The sequence below is a fragment of the Staphylococcus simulans genome (genome assembly GCF_025561465.1).
Taxonomy (GTDB): domain Bacteria; phylum Bacillota; class Bacilli; order Staphylococcales; family Staphylococcaceae; genus Staphylococcus; species Staphylococcus simulans.
In genome coordinates, this window is the sequence record NZ_CP095100.1 from 2,043,563 (window position 1) to 2,060,122 (window position 16,560).

General features: G+C 38.0%; 1 protein-coding gene. It reads right to left on the reverse strand.

What is annotated here, in order from left to right:
• Positions 1-401 precede the first annotated feature (401 nt).
• Positions 402-16,505: a lectin-like domain-containing protein gene (locus MUA87_RS09540; protein ID WP_262550646.1), complete on the reverse strand. Its 16,104-nt coding sequence runs from the start codon at positions 16,503-16,505 to the stop codon at positions 402-404.
• Positions 16,506-16,560: the final 55 nt, after the last annotated feature.

Genomic DNA, 16,560 nt, shown 5'->3' on the forward strand with positions numbered 1-16,560 from the left:
GATATAAATTTTATGTTTTAGTAGTAAAATATCGTTAAATTCATTCTTTTTTATTTGGGAAAACAATGCAAAATTCATATAGATTGTTGAAAACACAGGCGTGAATACATACCTCTGTTATCAAAACCGACCATTCCTCTCACATTTAAGGTTCTAAACCATATATTTTAACTCAGTTTTTTAATTTCATTTTTACAATTATGTAATGAGAACTTAATAGACAGAAACATAAATCTGTTAAAAGTACATAAAATCAATGTAGCCTTGTCATATAAATAATTCATATTGATGCATTCTTCAAAACTTAATAAAAAGCAAACACCCCTAGCTGGAGATTATTCCAACTAGGGGTGAATACTTTCTCAAATCTTTTACTGTTTAGTGCTCAAAAGTTGATTTGATTATTTTTCTGTATTATCTTTATCTTCTTTTTTACGTCTGCCGAACAATGCCATTAAACCACCAATTGCTAACATTAATGTAGCATATTTAGAATCTGCTGGAGTTTCTTGACCTGTGTTTGGTAATACTTTGGCTTTATTTGCTTTAGTTTGTGCTTTTGAACCTTCTGATTTCTTAACTGCTTTATCAGATGTTCTTTCAACTGATTTACCTGATGTTGATTTAACTTTATCAGTTTCTTTTTCAATTTTAGGAGCTTTAATAACTTCTAAAGCTTTTAATGCATCTTCGATAGCTTTTGTTGTTTCTTGAATATCTTTGATTGATACCTCTTTAGAATTTTCAACAATCGCTTTACCAGTATTCACTGATACATCTAATTTTTCTACTGATTCAGGTGTGTATTTAGTTTTATCTGTTGATTGTGCTTTATCTAAAGCATTTTGTAATTCAGCTAATGCATCAGCTTTATCTTGAGTTGCTTTAGCTTCGATTGCTTCGTTCAACGCATCTTTCGCTGCGTCTACTTCTGCTTGTGTCGCATTAGCATCTGCTTGTACTGCTTTCGCTTTTTCTAATGCTTCTTGAACGGCTTTATCTTCTTTATCTGTTGGATCTAACGTTAAACCTTCTGCGTTATGGATTGCTTTTTCAAGTTCTGTTTTATCTGCTTTCGCAACTAAACCTGCTTGTGCATCTTTCAATGCTTGTGTTGCTTCTTTGATTTGATCAACAGTTACAGATTCCGGATTGTTCACAATACCTTGTGCAACTGCCATTGCATCAACTAACGGTTTTACACTGTTTGGTGTGTAATCGTCTTTATTAATTGCTTTGGCTTTTTCAAGCTCTGCTTTCAACGCTTCAAGTGCCGCATTGACTGCGTCTGCTTTGTCTTGAGTAGTTTTCGCTTCGATTGCTTTGTTCAATTCATCTTTCGCTGCGTCTACTTCTGTTTGTGTCGCATTAGCATCTGCTTGTACTGCTTTTGCTTTGTCTAACGCATCTTGTACGTCTTTATCTTCTTTATCAGTCGGATCTAATGTTAAACGTTCCGCATCATTAATTGATTTATCAAGTTCTGTTTTATCTGCTTTCGCAACTAAACCTGCTTGCGCATCTTTCAACGCTTGTGTAGCTGCTTTGATTTGATCAACAGTTACAGATTCCGGATTATTCATAATACCTTGTGCAACTGCCATTGCGTCAACTAATGGTTCAACGCTGTTAGGAGTAAAGTCAGCCTGATTGATAGCTTTCGCTTTTTCAAGTTCTGCTTTCAACGCTTCAAGTGCTGCATTGACTGCATCTGCTTTATCTTGAGCAATTTTAGCGTTAATTGCATCTTCTAAAGCTGATTTCGCTGCATCTACTTCTGCTTGTGAAGCATTAGGATCTGCTTGTACTGCTTTTGCATTTTCTAATGCATCTTGGACTGCTTTATCTTCTTTATCAGTCGGATCTAAAGTTAAGCTTTCTGCGTTATTGATTGCTTTATCAAGTTCCGCTTTATCTGCTTTCGCAACTAAGCCTGCTTGCGCATCTTTCAACGCTTGTGTAGCTGCTTTGATTTGATCAACAGTTACAGATTCCGGATTATTCACAATACCTTGTGCCACAGCTATTGCATCTACCAATGGTTCAACGCTGTTAGGAGTAAAGTCAGCCTGATTGATAGCTTTCGCTTTTTCAAGTTCTGCTTTCAACGCTTCAAGTGCCGCATTGACTGCATCAGCTTTATCTTGGGTTGCTTTAGCTTCAACTGCTTTATTCAATGCATCTTTAGCAGCGTCTACTTCTGTTTGTGTCGCATTAGCATCTGCTTGTACTGCTTTTGCTTTGTCTAACGCATCTTGTACGGCTTTATCTTCTTTATCAGTCGGATCTAATGTTAAACGTTCCGCATCATTAATTGATTTATCAAGTTCTGTTTTATCTGCTTTCGCAACTAAACCTGCTTGCGCATCTTTCAACGCTTGTGTTGCTGCTTTGATTTGATCAACAGTTACAGATTCCGGATTGTTCACAATACCTTGTGCAACTGCCATTGCATCAACTAACAGTTTTACACTGTTTGGTGTGTAATCGTCTTTTTTAATTGCTTTGGCTTTTTCAAGTTCTGCTTTCAACGCTTCAAGAGCTGCATTGACTGCGTCTGCTTTGTCTTGAGCAGTTTTAGCGTTAATTGCATCTTCTAAAGCTGATTTCGCTGCGTCTACTTCTGCTTGTGTCGCATTTGGATTTGCTTGAACAGCTTTTGCTTTGTCTAATGCATCTTGTACGGCTTTATCTTCTTTGTCAGCTGGATCTAAAGTTAAGCCTTCTGCATTATTGATTGCTTTATCAAGTTCTGACTTATCTGCTTTCGCAACTAAGCCTGCTTGTGCATCTTTCAACGCTTGTGTTGCTGCTTTGATTTGATCAACAGTTACAGATTCCGGATTGTTCACAATACCTTGTGCAACTGCCATTGCATCAACTAACGGTTTTACACTGTTTGGTGTGTAATCGTCTTTTTTAATTGCTTTGGCTTTTTCAAGTTCTGCTTTCAACGCTTCAAGAGCTGCATTGACTGCATCAGCTTTATCTTGAGTTGCTTTAGCTTCAACTGCTTTGTTCAACGCATCTTTCGCTGCGTCCACTGCTTCTTGTGTCGCATTTGGATCTTCTAAAACAGCTTTTGCTTTATCCAATGCGTCTTGAACTGCTTTGTCTTCTTTATCTTTTGGGTCTAATGTTAAACCTTCAGCTTCAATAATAGCTTTGTTCAATTCATCTTTATTCGCTTTCGCTTCAAGATTATTTTTAGCATCGTTAATTGCTTTAGCCGCTTCTTTTAACTCTTCTGGAGTTTTAGTCACATCTGCTTTTGCAGTTTCACCCGCTTTAATTGCATCTTCTAAAGGTTTCACTGTGTTAGGTTTGAAGTCATCTTTATTAACAGCTTTTGCATCTTCGATTGCTTTATTCAATTCATCTAAAGCATCTTGATGTTCTTTAGCCGCAATCGCATCATTAATTGCTTTCGTAGCATCTGTCACTTCTTGCGGTGTTGCATTACCGTCTGCTTTTACTTTTTCACCTGCTGCAACTGCATCTAAGATTGCTTTATCTTCTTTATCAGTCGCTTCAAGATTATCAATTGCGTTAGCTTTATCGATAGCATTTTGTAACTCTGATTTATCTGCTTTTTGAACTAAACCAGCTTGCGCATCTTTTAATGCTTGTGTTGCTGCTTCGATTTCTTCTACTGTTTTGCCAGTTGGTGCATCGACAATTGCTTGACCCGCTGCTTCTGCATCAGTTAACGGTTTTACACTGTTTGGTGTGTAATCGTCTTTATTGATTGCTTTCGCTTTTTCAAGCTCTGCTTTCAATGCGTCAAGTGCTGCATTAACTTTGTCTGCTTTGTCTTGAACAGTTTTCGCTTCAATTGTTTTGTTCAACGCATCTTTCGCTGCATTAACTTCATCTTGAGTTGCATTTGGATTTGCTTGAACAGCTTTTGCTTTGTCTAATGCATCTTGTACGGCTTTATCTTCTTTGTCAGTCGGATCTAATGTTAAACCTTCCGCATTATTGATTGCTTTATCAAGTTCCGCTTTATCTGCTTTCGCTACTAATCCAGCTTGGGCATCTTTCAATGCTTGTGTAGCTGCTTCTATTTCTTCAGTTGTTTTACCATCTGGAGCATCAACAATTGCTTGGCCTGTTGTTTCTGCATCAGTTAACGGTTTTACACTGTTTGGTGTGTAATCGTCTTTATTGATTGCTTTCGCTTTTTCAAGTTCTGCTTTTAATGCGTCTAATGCTGCTTGTTTAGCATCTGCTGCCTCTTTAGCTTCTTTTGCATCCTGGGCATTTTTAGCATTAATTGCATCTTCTAAAGCTGCTTTTGCTGCATCTACTGCGTCTTGAGAAGCATTAGGGTCTGCTTGAACTTCTTGTGCTTTAGCTAACGCGTCTTGAACTGCTTTATCTTCTTTGTCAGTCGGATCTAATGTTAAACCTTCTGCATTATTGATTACTTTATTCAACTCATCTTTATTAGCTTTTGCTTCTAAAGCTTTTTGCGCATCAGTGATAGCTTTAGCCGCTTTTTTCAACTCTTCTGGAGTCTTAGTCGCGTCTGCTTTCGCTGCTTCACCCGCTGCAACTGCATCTTCTAATGGTTTCACTGTATTTGGTTTGAAGTCATCTTTATTGATTGCTTTTGCTGCATCGATTGCTTTTTGTAATTCATCTAAAGCATCTTGATGTTCTTTTGCTGCAATCGCATCATTAATTGCTTTTGTAGCATCTGCCACTTGTTGTGGTGTTGCGTTGCCGTCAGCTTTCACTTTTTCACCAACTGCTACTGCATCTTGAAGTGCTTTATCTTCTTTATCAGCAGCATCAAGGTTACCTAAAGCATTTGCCGCATCGATTGCTTTTTGTAATTCAGCTTTATCAGCTTTTTGAACTAGACCAGCTTGAGCATCTTTCAACGCCTGTGTTACAGCTTTGATTTCTTCTGTAGTTTTTGCATCTGGAATAGCTACAATTGCATTACCTTCGATTTCTTTATCTGTTAAAGGTTTCACACTATCAGGTGTGTATTGATTAAGGTCGATTTTTGCGACTTTCGCAAGTTCTGCTTTCAACTCATCAAGCGCTGCTTGTTTTGCGTCTGCTTTATCTTGAGCAGTTTTATCTTCAATTGCTTTGTTTAATGCATCTTTCGCCGCATTAACTTCATCTTGAGTCGCATTTGGATTTGCTTGAACTTCTTTTGCTTTTTCTAAAGCATCTTGTACAGCTTTATCTTCTTTATCAGTTGGATCTAAATTCAATCCATCAGCAGTTGTGATAGCTTTATCAAGTTCTGCTTTCAACGCATCTAATGCTGCTTGTTTTGCGTCTGCTGCTTCTTTCGCTTCTTTTGCATCTTGAGCAGCTTTAGCATTAATTGCATCTTCTAGAGCTGCTTTCGCTGCATCTACTGCGTCTTGAGAAGCATTAGGGTCTGCTTGAACTTCTTTTGCTTTAGCTAATGCGTCTTGAACTGCTTTATCTTCTTTGTCAGCTGGGTCTAAAGTTAAACCTTCTGCAGTAGTGATTACTTTGTTCAATTCATCTTTATTAGCTTTTGCTTCTAAAGCTTTTTGCGCATCAGTAATTGCTTTGGCTGCGTCTTTCAACTCTTGTGGAGTCTTAGTCGCATCTGCTTTTGCAGTTTCACCTGCTTTAACCGCATCCTCAAAAGGTTTCACTGTATTTGGTTTGAAGTCATCTTTATTAACAGCTTTTGCATCTTCAATTGCTTTATTTAATTCATCTAAAGCATCTTGACGTTCTTTCGCTGCGATGGCATCGTTAATAGCTTTTGTAGCATCTGCCACTTCTTGTGGTGTTGCATTGCCATCAGCTTTAACTTTTTCACCCGCCGCTACAGCATCTTGAACGGCTTTATCTTCAGCATCAGCAGGATTCAATTCACCTAAAGCGTTCACTTTATCAATCGCTGCTTGTAAAGCGGCTTTGTCTGACTTAGCTTGTAATGCATTTTCTGCATCAATTAATGCTTGAGTTGCTTCTTTGATTTCTTCAGTTGTTTTCGCATCTGGATTTGCAACAATCGCTTTACCAGCTTCCTCTTTTTCAGTTAATGGTGCAACTGTGTTTGGAGTGAAGTTGTCTTTGTTAATTTTAGCGACTTTTTCTAACTCTGCTTTTAATGCATCTAAAGCGTCTTGTTTAGCTTTCGCTGCTGCTTGAGCTTCTTTTGCATCTTGTGCATTCTTAGCGTTCACTGCATTTTCTAAATCTTCTTTTGCCGCATCAACATCTGCTTGAGAAGCATTAGGATCTGCTTGAACTTCTTTCGCTTTATTTAAAGCATCTTGGACTGCTTTATCTTCTGCGTCTGTTGGATCTAAAGTTAGACCGTCAGCATTTGTAATAGCTTTGTTTAACTCATCTTTATTAGCTTTTTCTTCTAAAGCTTTTTGAGCATCAGTGATTGCTTTGGCTGCGTCTTTCAACTCTTGTGGAGTCTTAGTCGCATCCGCTTTTGCAGCTTCACCCGCTTTAACCGCATCTTCTAAAGGTTTCACTGTATTTGGTTTGAAGTCATCTTTATTGACTGCGTTTGCTGCGTCGATTGCTTTATTTAATTCATCTAAAGCATCTTGATGTTCTTTCGCTGCGATAGCATCGTTTAATGCTTTTGTTGCTTCTGCTACTTGTTGTGGCGTTGCATTATCATCAGCTTTAACTCTTTCAGCATCTGCTAATTTATCTTGAACCGCTTTGTCTTCTGGATCATTCGCGTCAAGGTTACCTAAAGTATTAGCTTTATCGATTGCTTTTTGTAACTCAGCTTTATCAGCTTTTTGAACTAAGTCTTTTTGAGCATCTTTCAATGCTTGGGTTGCTGCTTCAATTTCTGCTGTTGTTTTATTATCCGGTGCATCAACAATCGCTTGTCCTGCTGTTTGTGCATCAGTTAATGGTTTCACACTGTCTGGTGTGTACTCATCTTTGTTGATTGCTTTCGCTTTTTCAAGCTCTACTTTCAACGCATCTAATGCTGCTTGTTTTGCATCCGCTGCTTCTTTAGCTTCTTTTGCATCTTGTGCTTTTTTAGCATTAATTGCTTCGTCTAACGCTGCTTTCGCATTATCAACTTCAGTTTGTGTCGCATTAGGATTTTGTTCTACTGCTTTAGCTGCTGCTAAGGCATCTTGAACGGCTTTATCTTCTTTATCAGCTGGGTCTAATTGACCTAAACCTTCTGCAGTTGCAATTGATTTTTCTAGTTCAGTTTTGTCCGCTTTTGCGACTAAACCTGCTTGTGCATCTTTTAAGTCTTGTGTTGCTTTATTTATTTCTTCAACAGTTTTACCTGTTGGATCATCAACAATTGCTTGTCCTGCTGTTTCAGCATCAGTTAATGGTTTCACACTATCTGGAGTGAATTTATCAGTTTGAACAGCTTTCGCTTTTTCAAGCTCTGCTTTTAATGCATCAAGTGCTGCTTTGACTGCATCTGCTTGATCTTGAGCAGTTTTTGCTTCGATTGCTTTATTTAAAGCATCTTTCGCTGCATTAACTTCTTCTTGAGTTGCGTTAGGGTTTGCTTGAACTTCTTTTGCTTTATTTAATGCATCTTGAACGGCTTTATCTTCTTTATCATTTGGATCTAAAGTTAAGCCTTCTGCTGCAGTGATTGCTTTATCAAGTTCTGCTTTATCCGCTTTTGCAACTAAACCTGCTTGTGCATCTTTCAATGCTTGTGTTGCTTTTTCAATTTCTTCAGTTGTTTTATTTTCAGGTGCGTCAACAATCGCTTGTCCTGCTGTTTGTGAATCAGTCAATGGTTTCACACTGTCTGGTGTGTAGTTGTTTTTATCAACTTGTGCTGCTTTAGCCAACTCTTGTTTCAATGCATCTAACGCTGCTTGTTTTGCGTCAGCCGCTTCTTTAGCTTCTTTTGCATCTTGAGCTTTTTTAGCATTAATTGCATCTTCTAATGCTGCTTTTGCTGCATCGACTGCTGCTTGCGTAGCATTTTGATCTGCTTGAACTTCTTTAGCTTTTGCTAATGCATCTTGGACTACTTTATCCTCTTTATCGTTTGGATCTAAAGTTAAGCCTTCTGCAGTAGTAATTGCTTTGTTCAATTCATCTTTGTTAGCTTTCGCTTCAAGATTATTTTTAGCATCAGTGATTGCTTTAGCTGCTGCTTTCAACTCTTCAGGAGTCTTAGTCGCATCTGCTTTTGCTGCTTCGCCTGCAGTAATAGCTGCTTCAAATGGAGCTACAGTATTTGGTTTGTAGTCATCTTTCTTAACAGTTTTCGCATCGTCTAATGCTTTTTGTAATGCATCTAATGCATCTTGACGTTCTTTTGCTGCGATGGCATCAGTGATTGCTTTTGTTGCTTCTTGAACTTGTTGTGGTGTTGCATTTCCGTCCGCTTTGACAGCTTCACCTGCAGTAACTGCGTCTTGAAGAGCTTTATCTTCTTTATCAGTAGGATCAAGTTGACCTAAAGCATTTGCTTTATCGATGGCTGCTTGTAATGCCGCTTTATCAGATTTAGCTTGTAACGCTGCTTCTGCATCTTTTAATGCTTGTGTAGCATCTTCAATTTCTTCAGTTGTTTTATTTTCAGGTGCTGCAACGATAGCTTTACCTGCATCCTCTTTTTCAGTTAAAGGTGCAACTGTATGAGGCGTAAAGTTATCTTTATCGATTTTAGCAACTTTAGCAAGTTCTTCTTTCAATGCGTCTAATGCTGCTTGTTTTGCGTCAGCTGCTGCTTTAGCTTCTTTCGCATCTTGTGCTTTCTTAGCATTAATTGCGTCATCTAATGCTTTTTGAGCTGCATCTACAGCATCTTGTGAAGCATTAGGATCAGCTTGAACTTCTTTCGCTTTGTTTAAAGCATCTTGGACTGCTTTATCTTCAGTATCAGTTGGGTCTAATTGACCTAAACCTTCAGCTGTTGCGATTGATTTTTCAAGTTCAGCTTTATTCGCTTTAGTTTCTAAAGCTTTTTGTGCATCTTTGATTGCTTGTGCGGCTTCTTTCAACTCTTGTGGAGTCTTAGAAGTATCAACTTTCGCTGCTTCACCAGCTTGAACTGCTACTTCGAACGGTGTTACAGTACTTGGTTTGTAGTCATCTTTTTTAACAGCTTTTGCATCGTCTAATGCTTTTTGCAATTCATCTAATGCATCTTGACGTTCTTTAGCCGCAATTGCATTGTTTAATGCTTCTGTTGCTTGTTGAACTTCTTGAGGTGTCGCATTTTGATTATCATTCACTGTATTAGCTGTTGCTAAAGCATCTTGGACTGCTTTGTCTTCTTTATCTGCAGGGTTAAGTTGTCCTAAACCAGTTGCTTTATCGATTGCTTTTTGTAACTCAGCTTTATCAGCTTTTTGAACTAAATCTTTTTGAGCATCTTTTAATACTTGAGTAGCCGCTTCAATTTCTTTAGTTGTTTTGCCATCTGGTGCATCGACAATCGCCTGTCCAGAAGTTTCTGCATCAGTTAACGGTTTTACGCTGTCTGGTGTGAAATTATCTTTTTGAACAGCTTTCGCTTTTTCAAGCTCTGCTTTCAATGCTTCTAAAGCTGCTTGTTTTGCATCCGCTGCTTCTTTAGCTTCTTTTGCATCTTGTGCTTTTTTAGCATTAATTGCGTCATCTAATGCTTTTTTCGCTGCATCGACTGCTGCTTGATCAGCATTTTGATCTGCTTCAACTGCTTTCGCTGCTGTTAAAGCATCTTGAACAGCTTTATCTTCTGGGTCATTTGCATCCAATTGACCTAAACCTTCAGCTGTCGCGATTGATTTTTCAAGTTCATCTTTATTTGCTTTAGCTTGTAATGCGTTTTGCGCGTCTTTGATTGCTTTGGCTGCTTCTTTCAACTCTTGTGGAGTCTTAGAAGTATCAGCTTTGGCTGCTTCACCAGCTTGAACTGCTGCTTCGAATGGTGTTACAGTGCTTGGTTTGTAGTCATCTTTCTTAACTGTGTTAGCTGCATCTAATGCTTTTTGTAATTCATCTAATGCATCTTGACGTTCTTTTGCTGCGATGGCATCGTTAATTGCTTTTGTTGCTTCTGCCACTTGTTGTGGTGTTGCATTACCATCAGCTTTAACCGCTTCACCAGCAGTTACTGCATCTTGAAGTGCTTTATCTTCTTTATCTGCAGGATCAAGTTGACCTAAAGTTTTTGCTTTATCGATTGCTTTTTGTAACTCTGCTTTATCAGCTTTTTGAACTAAGTTATTTTGCGCATCTTTCAATGCTTGCATTGCTGCTTTAATATCTTCAGTTGTTTTCGTATCTGGTGCTGCAACGATAGCTTTACCTGCATCTTCTTTTTCAGTTAATGGTGCAACGCTATCAGGTGTAAAGTTGTTTTTATCAATTTTAGCGACTTTCGCAAGTTCAGCTTTCAATTCATCAAGCGCTGCTTGTTTTGCATCCGCTGCTTCTTTTGCTTCTTTAGCATCTTGTGCTTTTTTAGCATTAATCGCGTCATCTAACGCTTTTTTAGCTGCATCAACTGCTGCTTGATCCGCATTTTGATCTGCTTGAACTGCTTTAGCTTTATTTAATGCATCTTGAACTGCTTTGTCTTCCGGATCATTTGCGTTTAATTGACCTAAACCTTCAGCTGTCGCGATTGATTTTTCAAGTTCAGCTTTATTTGCTTTCGCTTGTAATGCATTTTGCGCGTCTTTGATTGCTTGTGCTGCTTCTTTCAACTGTTCTGGAGTTTTAGAAGTATCAGCTTTGGCTGCTTCACCAGCTTGAACGGCTGTTTCGAACGGTGCTACAGTGCTTGGTTTGTAGTTATCTTTCTTAACTGCGTTAGCTGCATCTAATGCTTTTTGTAATTCATCTAATGCATCTTGACGTTCTTTTGCTGCGATGGCATCAGTTAATGTTTTAGTTGCTTGAGCGACTTGATCAGGTGTTGCATTGGCATTATCATTTACAGTTTTAGCTGCTGCTAAAGCATCTTGAACTGCTTTGTCTTCTTTATCTGCTGGATTTAAATCTTTTAATGCTTCTGCTTTGGCAATGGCTGCTTGTAATGCTGCTTTATCTGCTACAGGTTGTAATTGATTTTGTGCATCAGTAATTGCTTTAGCTGCCGCTTTTAATTCTGCAGGTGTTGCATTTGTATCTGCTGCTTTCGCTTTACCATCATTTAAGGCTGTTGTGAATGGTGCAACTGAATCTGGAGTAAAGCTATCTTTGTTAACAGCTTCTGCTGCTTTAATTGCTTTATTCAATTCATCTAATGCGTCTTGACGTTCTTTCGCTGCTACAGCATCGTTTAATGCTTTTGTAGCTGCTTGAACCGCTTGAGGTGTAGCATTAGCATCTTCTTTAACAGTTTTAGCTGCTGCTAAGGCGTCTTGAACTGCTTTATCTTCTTTATCCGCTGCATCTAAGTTTGGTAAGGCTTCTGCTTTTTCAATCGCAGTTTGTAATGCAGTTTTATCCGCTCTATCTACTAAACCGGCTTCTGCTTCTTTAAGCGCTTGCGTTGCCGCTTTAATTTCTTCAGTTGTTTTAGCTTCTGGTGCTGCAACAATGGCTTTACCATCTGCTTCTTTTGTATTTAAAGGCGCTACACTGTTTGGTGTGTATTGATCTTTATTAAGACCAGCCACTTTTGCAAGTTCTGCTTTTAAAGCATCTAATGCATCTGAATGTTCCTTAGCTGCTACGGCATCATTTAATGTTTTTGTAGCTGCTTGAACTTCAGCTTGTGACGCATTTGGATTATCATTCACTTTTTTAGCTGCTGCTAAAGCATCTTGGACTGCTTTATCTTCTGCATCTGCGGGATTTAAACCTGTTAATGCTTCTGCTTTATCAATTGCTGCTTGTAATGCTGCTTTATCAGATTTAGCTTGTAATCCTTTTTCAGCATCTTTCAACGCTTGTGTTGCTGTTTTAATTTCATCAACTGTTTTATTTTCAGGGTTAGCAACAATCGCATTGCCTGCTGTTTCTTTTTCAGTTAATGGTGCAACGCTATCAGGTGTAAAGTTGTTTTTATCAATTTTAGCGACTTTTGCAAGTTCTGCTTTTAACTCATCAAGTGCTGCTTGTTTTAATGCATCTGCTGCATCTTGTGTTTGTTTTGCTTTAATTGCATTGTCTAATTCGACTTTCGCTGCATCTACAGCTGCTTGGTCAGCGTTTTGGTTCGCATCAACTTGTTTTGCTTTGTCTAAAGCTGCTTTAACTGCGTCATCTTCAGGATCTCCTGCTTTTAACGGTTGTAATGCTTCAGCCGTTGCGATTGATTTTTCAAGCTCTGCTTTATTTGCTTTTTGTTTTAACGCATCTTTCGCAGTTTTAATTGCTTGTGCCGCTGCTTTAAGTTGTTCTGGTGTTGCATTTGAATCTGCTGCTTTTGCTTTACCATCTGTAACTGCTTTTTCAAATGGTGTCACAGTTTCAGGTGTGTAATTAGCTTTTGTAACAGCTTCTGCATCTCTAATTGCTGCATTTAATTCATCCAAGGCATCTTGGTAAAGTTTTTTGTCGATTGCTTTATTTAAAGTATCTGTTGCTTCTGCCACTTGTTGTGGAGTTGCATTACCATCTGCTTTGACTTGGTTTGCTTTTGCTAAAGCATCTTGAACTGCTTTGTCTTCAGTATCAGCTGCATTAAGTTGACCTAAAGTACCCGCTTTTGCAATAGCTTTTTCTAATTCTGTTTTATCTGCTTGTTTCACAAGTGCATTTTGTGCATCTGTTAATGCTTTTGTTGCTGCTTTGATTTCTTCTGTTGTTTTAGATTTTTCAGCTGCAACTACTGCATCTCCAGCTGTCACTTGTGCATTTAAAGCATTCACACTATCAGGCGTGAATGGTGCTTTATCTAACGCTTTGACTTCAGCTAATTTTGCTTTTAAAGCATCTAATGCATCTGCATGTTCTTTAGCTGCAATTGCATCATTAATAGCTTTTGTCGCATCAGCTACCTGTTGTGTTGTTGCGTTCGCATTGTCTTTAACACCTTCACCTGCTGTTAGGGCATCTTTGACTGCTTTATCTTCAGCATCTGCTTCATTTAACGCACCTAATGCTTTGGCTTTATTAATTGCCGCTTCTAATGCTGATTTATCTGCATTATGTTGTAATTGTGCTTTTGCATCAGTGATTGCTTTTGCTGCTGCATCTAATTGTTCAGGTGTAGCTGTTTTATCTGCTGCTTTCGCTTCACCTGCTTTAATTGCTGCATCAAATGGTGTCACTGAAGCTGGTGTGTAATCTGCTTGGTTTACACCTTTCGCATCCTTAATTGCCGCATTCAAACGATCTAAAGCATCTTGATAAAGTTTTTGATCAATCGCTTTATTTAAATCAGCTGTCGCTTGATCAACTTGTGCTTTTGTGGCATTGCCATCTGCTTTAACTGTGTTTGCTGCTGCTAATTTATCTTGAACAGCTTTATCTTCAGTATCTGCCGGATTTAATGTACCTAAAGTACCTGCTTTATCGATTGCTTTTTGTAATTCTGTTTTATCTGCTTGGCGTACTAAACCAGAAATACTATCATTGATGTCTTTTGTCGCTTGTTCGATTTGTTCAACAGTATATTGTTTACGTACTGTTGGATCATCAGACATAGATGCTGTTACTAATGGATTTACTTTTTGAATCGTATCTTTAACGGCTTGTAAGCTGTTTGGTGTATAACCATCTGTTTTTGCGACTTGTACACCTCTCATTACAGCTTGTTGTAGTTTTTCATATGCATCCGCTCTTAATTTTTCTTGGATAGCGTTATTTAAACTATTTTTACTGTCATCTACTGCTTTTTGAGTCGCATTTTGATCTGCATCTGTATTTTTCGCATTAGCTAAAGCTGTAATTAATTGTTGATCCATTGGTTTAGTTGGATCTAAGTTTGTATATTTACTTGCTTCTGCAATAGCTTTTTCTAAGTCTGTTTTATCTGCTTTACGCACTAATTGATCTTTAGCTTGTTTAACCTCTTGAGTTTTCGCATTAAATTGATCTGTTGAACCATTTTCAGGATGAGCAATTAATGCTTCTGCCTCAGTTAACTTCGCATCTAATGCTGCAACACTATTTGGTGTGTAGTCATTTTTATTTACAGTTTTCGCATCTGCGACTGCTGCTTTTAATGCTTCAAGCGCTTTATTAGGCGTTACTACAATATTAAATGTTGAAGTACCAACATTTGTTGAACCATCAGTTGCGCTAACTGTTACTGTAGATGTACCAACAGTTGTCGGTGTACCTGTAATTTGTTTTGTTGTTGGGTCAAATGATAATCCAGTTGGTAAACCTGTTACTGCTAATGTCGGTGCAACTTTAGAATTATCTTCAGCATTTACATTAATTGGTGTCATCGGTGTATATGCTTCAGTTGTTTGTTCTACAACCATAGTAACATCTGGCGCTTTTGTATCCACTACTGTATACGTAAATGTTTTAGTAGTGCTTAAACCAGCATGGTCAGTTGCAGTTACAGTTATTGTTGACGTACCCACTGCAGTCGGTGTACCAGAGATTGTATTTGTAGCTTCATCAAATGTTACACCTGCAGGTAAACCTGTCACTGTTTTCGTTTTAAGATGCTTACTATTATCAGTAATATCTAAAACTAACGGTGTCATTGCTGTATTAACATCAACTGTTGGCGCTACTATATCACCAATTTTCGGTGCTTCAATATCTTTAACATAGTAAACAAGAAATTGACTCGCATTAGTTAATTTAATTGTCTTTTTAGCTGCATCATAAGTCGGCGCATATGATGTATCTTCACTTACAAACTTATAACCTTTTTCTGCTAAATATGCATTGTGGTCTTGTACAGTAATAATCTTATCAACATCACCTGAGGTACGGAGTGGTCTATCGATTAATTCTTGTAAATCTGTATCTACAAAATCTTCTTCTAGTAATGCACCTGCAGTATATGTGAATTGTTCAAGTTTTACTTGTTGTAGGTTATATGCACCACCAGTTGAAGCAGAAATTGATAAAGAATACTCATTTTTATGTGTATAACTAAAGTATTTTTTCATACTTTGTGTCCAGGTTTGACCTGCATATGTGATAGTCATTTCTTTCGTATCACCATCATAATCAATCGTAAATGGTTGGAACTGGTTATTTGATGGCTGAACATCTAACAATGCTGCTTTCCATCCAGGTAAACCTGGTTGAGTAGTTACTGTTCCCGCTTTGTCCGCGAATATAAATGCTCCAAATGCTCCTTTATTATAGAAATCAATCGGGTCTGGTTTAGTTTTACCTTTAGGGTCAAAGCTTTTATTAACATACGTGTCTAATTTAAATCCAAATGCATAAGGCAATCCGCCCATTCCTAGTCCTGAACCGTACTCACCAATGACGTTAGGATCACCTGGGTTGAAAACAAAGGCAAGTCCATCGCCACCTGGATCCCCATCTCTAGAATGGCCTTCATATTTGTCTCCCAAGTTAACTGCTCCGGTAAAATGGAAATCTTTATTAACGTTCATTTTTGTATCTAAAGTAATTGAACCTCTTAAACTTGGAAAATCAGGAGTTAATGTAGCAATACCTTTTGTTTGATCATAGTATGCAATCCCGTGAGTAATGAAGTATTGATTAAAGTTTTCAGGCGTCACCACGACATCATCTTTTAAAGAGGTATCAACTGAAAATGTACGTACTGCTGTCGTTGGTTCTTCTACTGCTGATCTTAATTTTGTCGCTTGTGGGCTGTATAAGTCTTTTTGTGCTGAACCTTGCTCAAGTAAAAGTTTTAACACTTCTGCTTTAATTTGGTCCTCTGTTAAATCTGTAGTATCGATAACAGCTAATGCTGCATCTACTTTTGAACTGTCATAATCTGAGGCAAGTTCAGTTTTTACTTTATCTACCTTTTGTTCGGTAGATAGTGGTGTTGATTCTATTGTTGGTGTTGCTTGGTCTGTTGAAGTCACTGTTTTAGCTTCTGAAGTATTGTTTGTTTCAGAAGTTGTTGCTGATGTTGTATCAGCTTTAGTTTCTTCTTTAACTGACTCAGTTGTTGATTTAGGAACTTCAGTAGTAGCTGCTGATTGTTCTTTTGTAGAATCAACTGTTTTCGTTTGTTCGGCTTCAGCTTGTTTCACTGCTTCAGCTTCTGCTTTTTGTGCTTTGTCAACAACTGCTTGAACGTCAGCTTCAGTTTGAGCTTGTTTAACTTCAGCAGTATATTGTTTAACTGATTCTTCAGTTAAATGTGTAAATGTAGAAAGTTTAGACAATGCGTCTGTCTTAACTGTCTCCAATACATTGGATGTAGTTTGAGTGTTTCCAGCTTGTTGAGTAGTGTCTGTTGTTTTATCTTGTGGCACTGTGTTCTCTACCGGTTCTTGTTGGGATGTACTTGTATCTTTAGATGCCTCTACAACTGTGTTATCGTTTGTGCTCTCCGCTGCTTTGGCTTCGCCATTGTGACCTAAGAATAAAAGTGATCCAATAAGAATAGATGCTGTACCTACAGTAAATCTTCTAATTGAATAGCGATTTCTTAAGTTAGGCAAAAAATCCAACTTCTTCATTTGATGTCCTCCGATATATTAAATTTTGAACTACTTTATAATTATAAAACGGAGT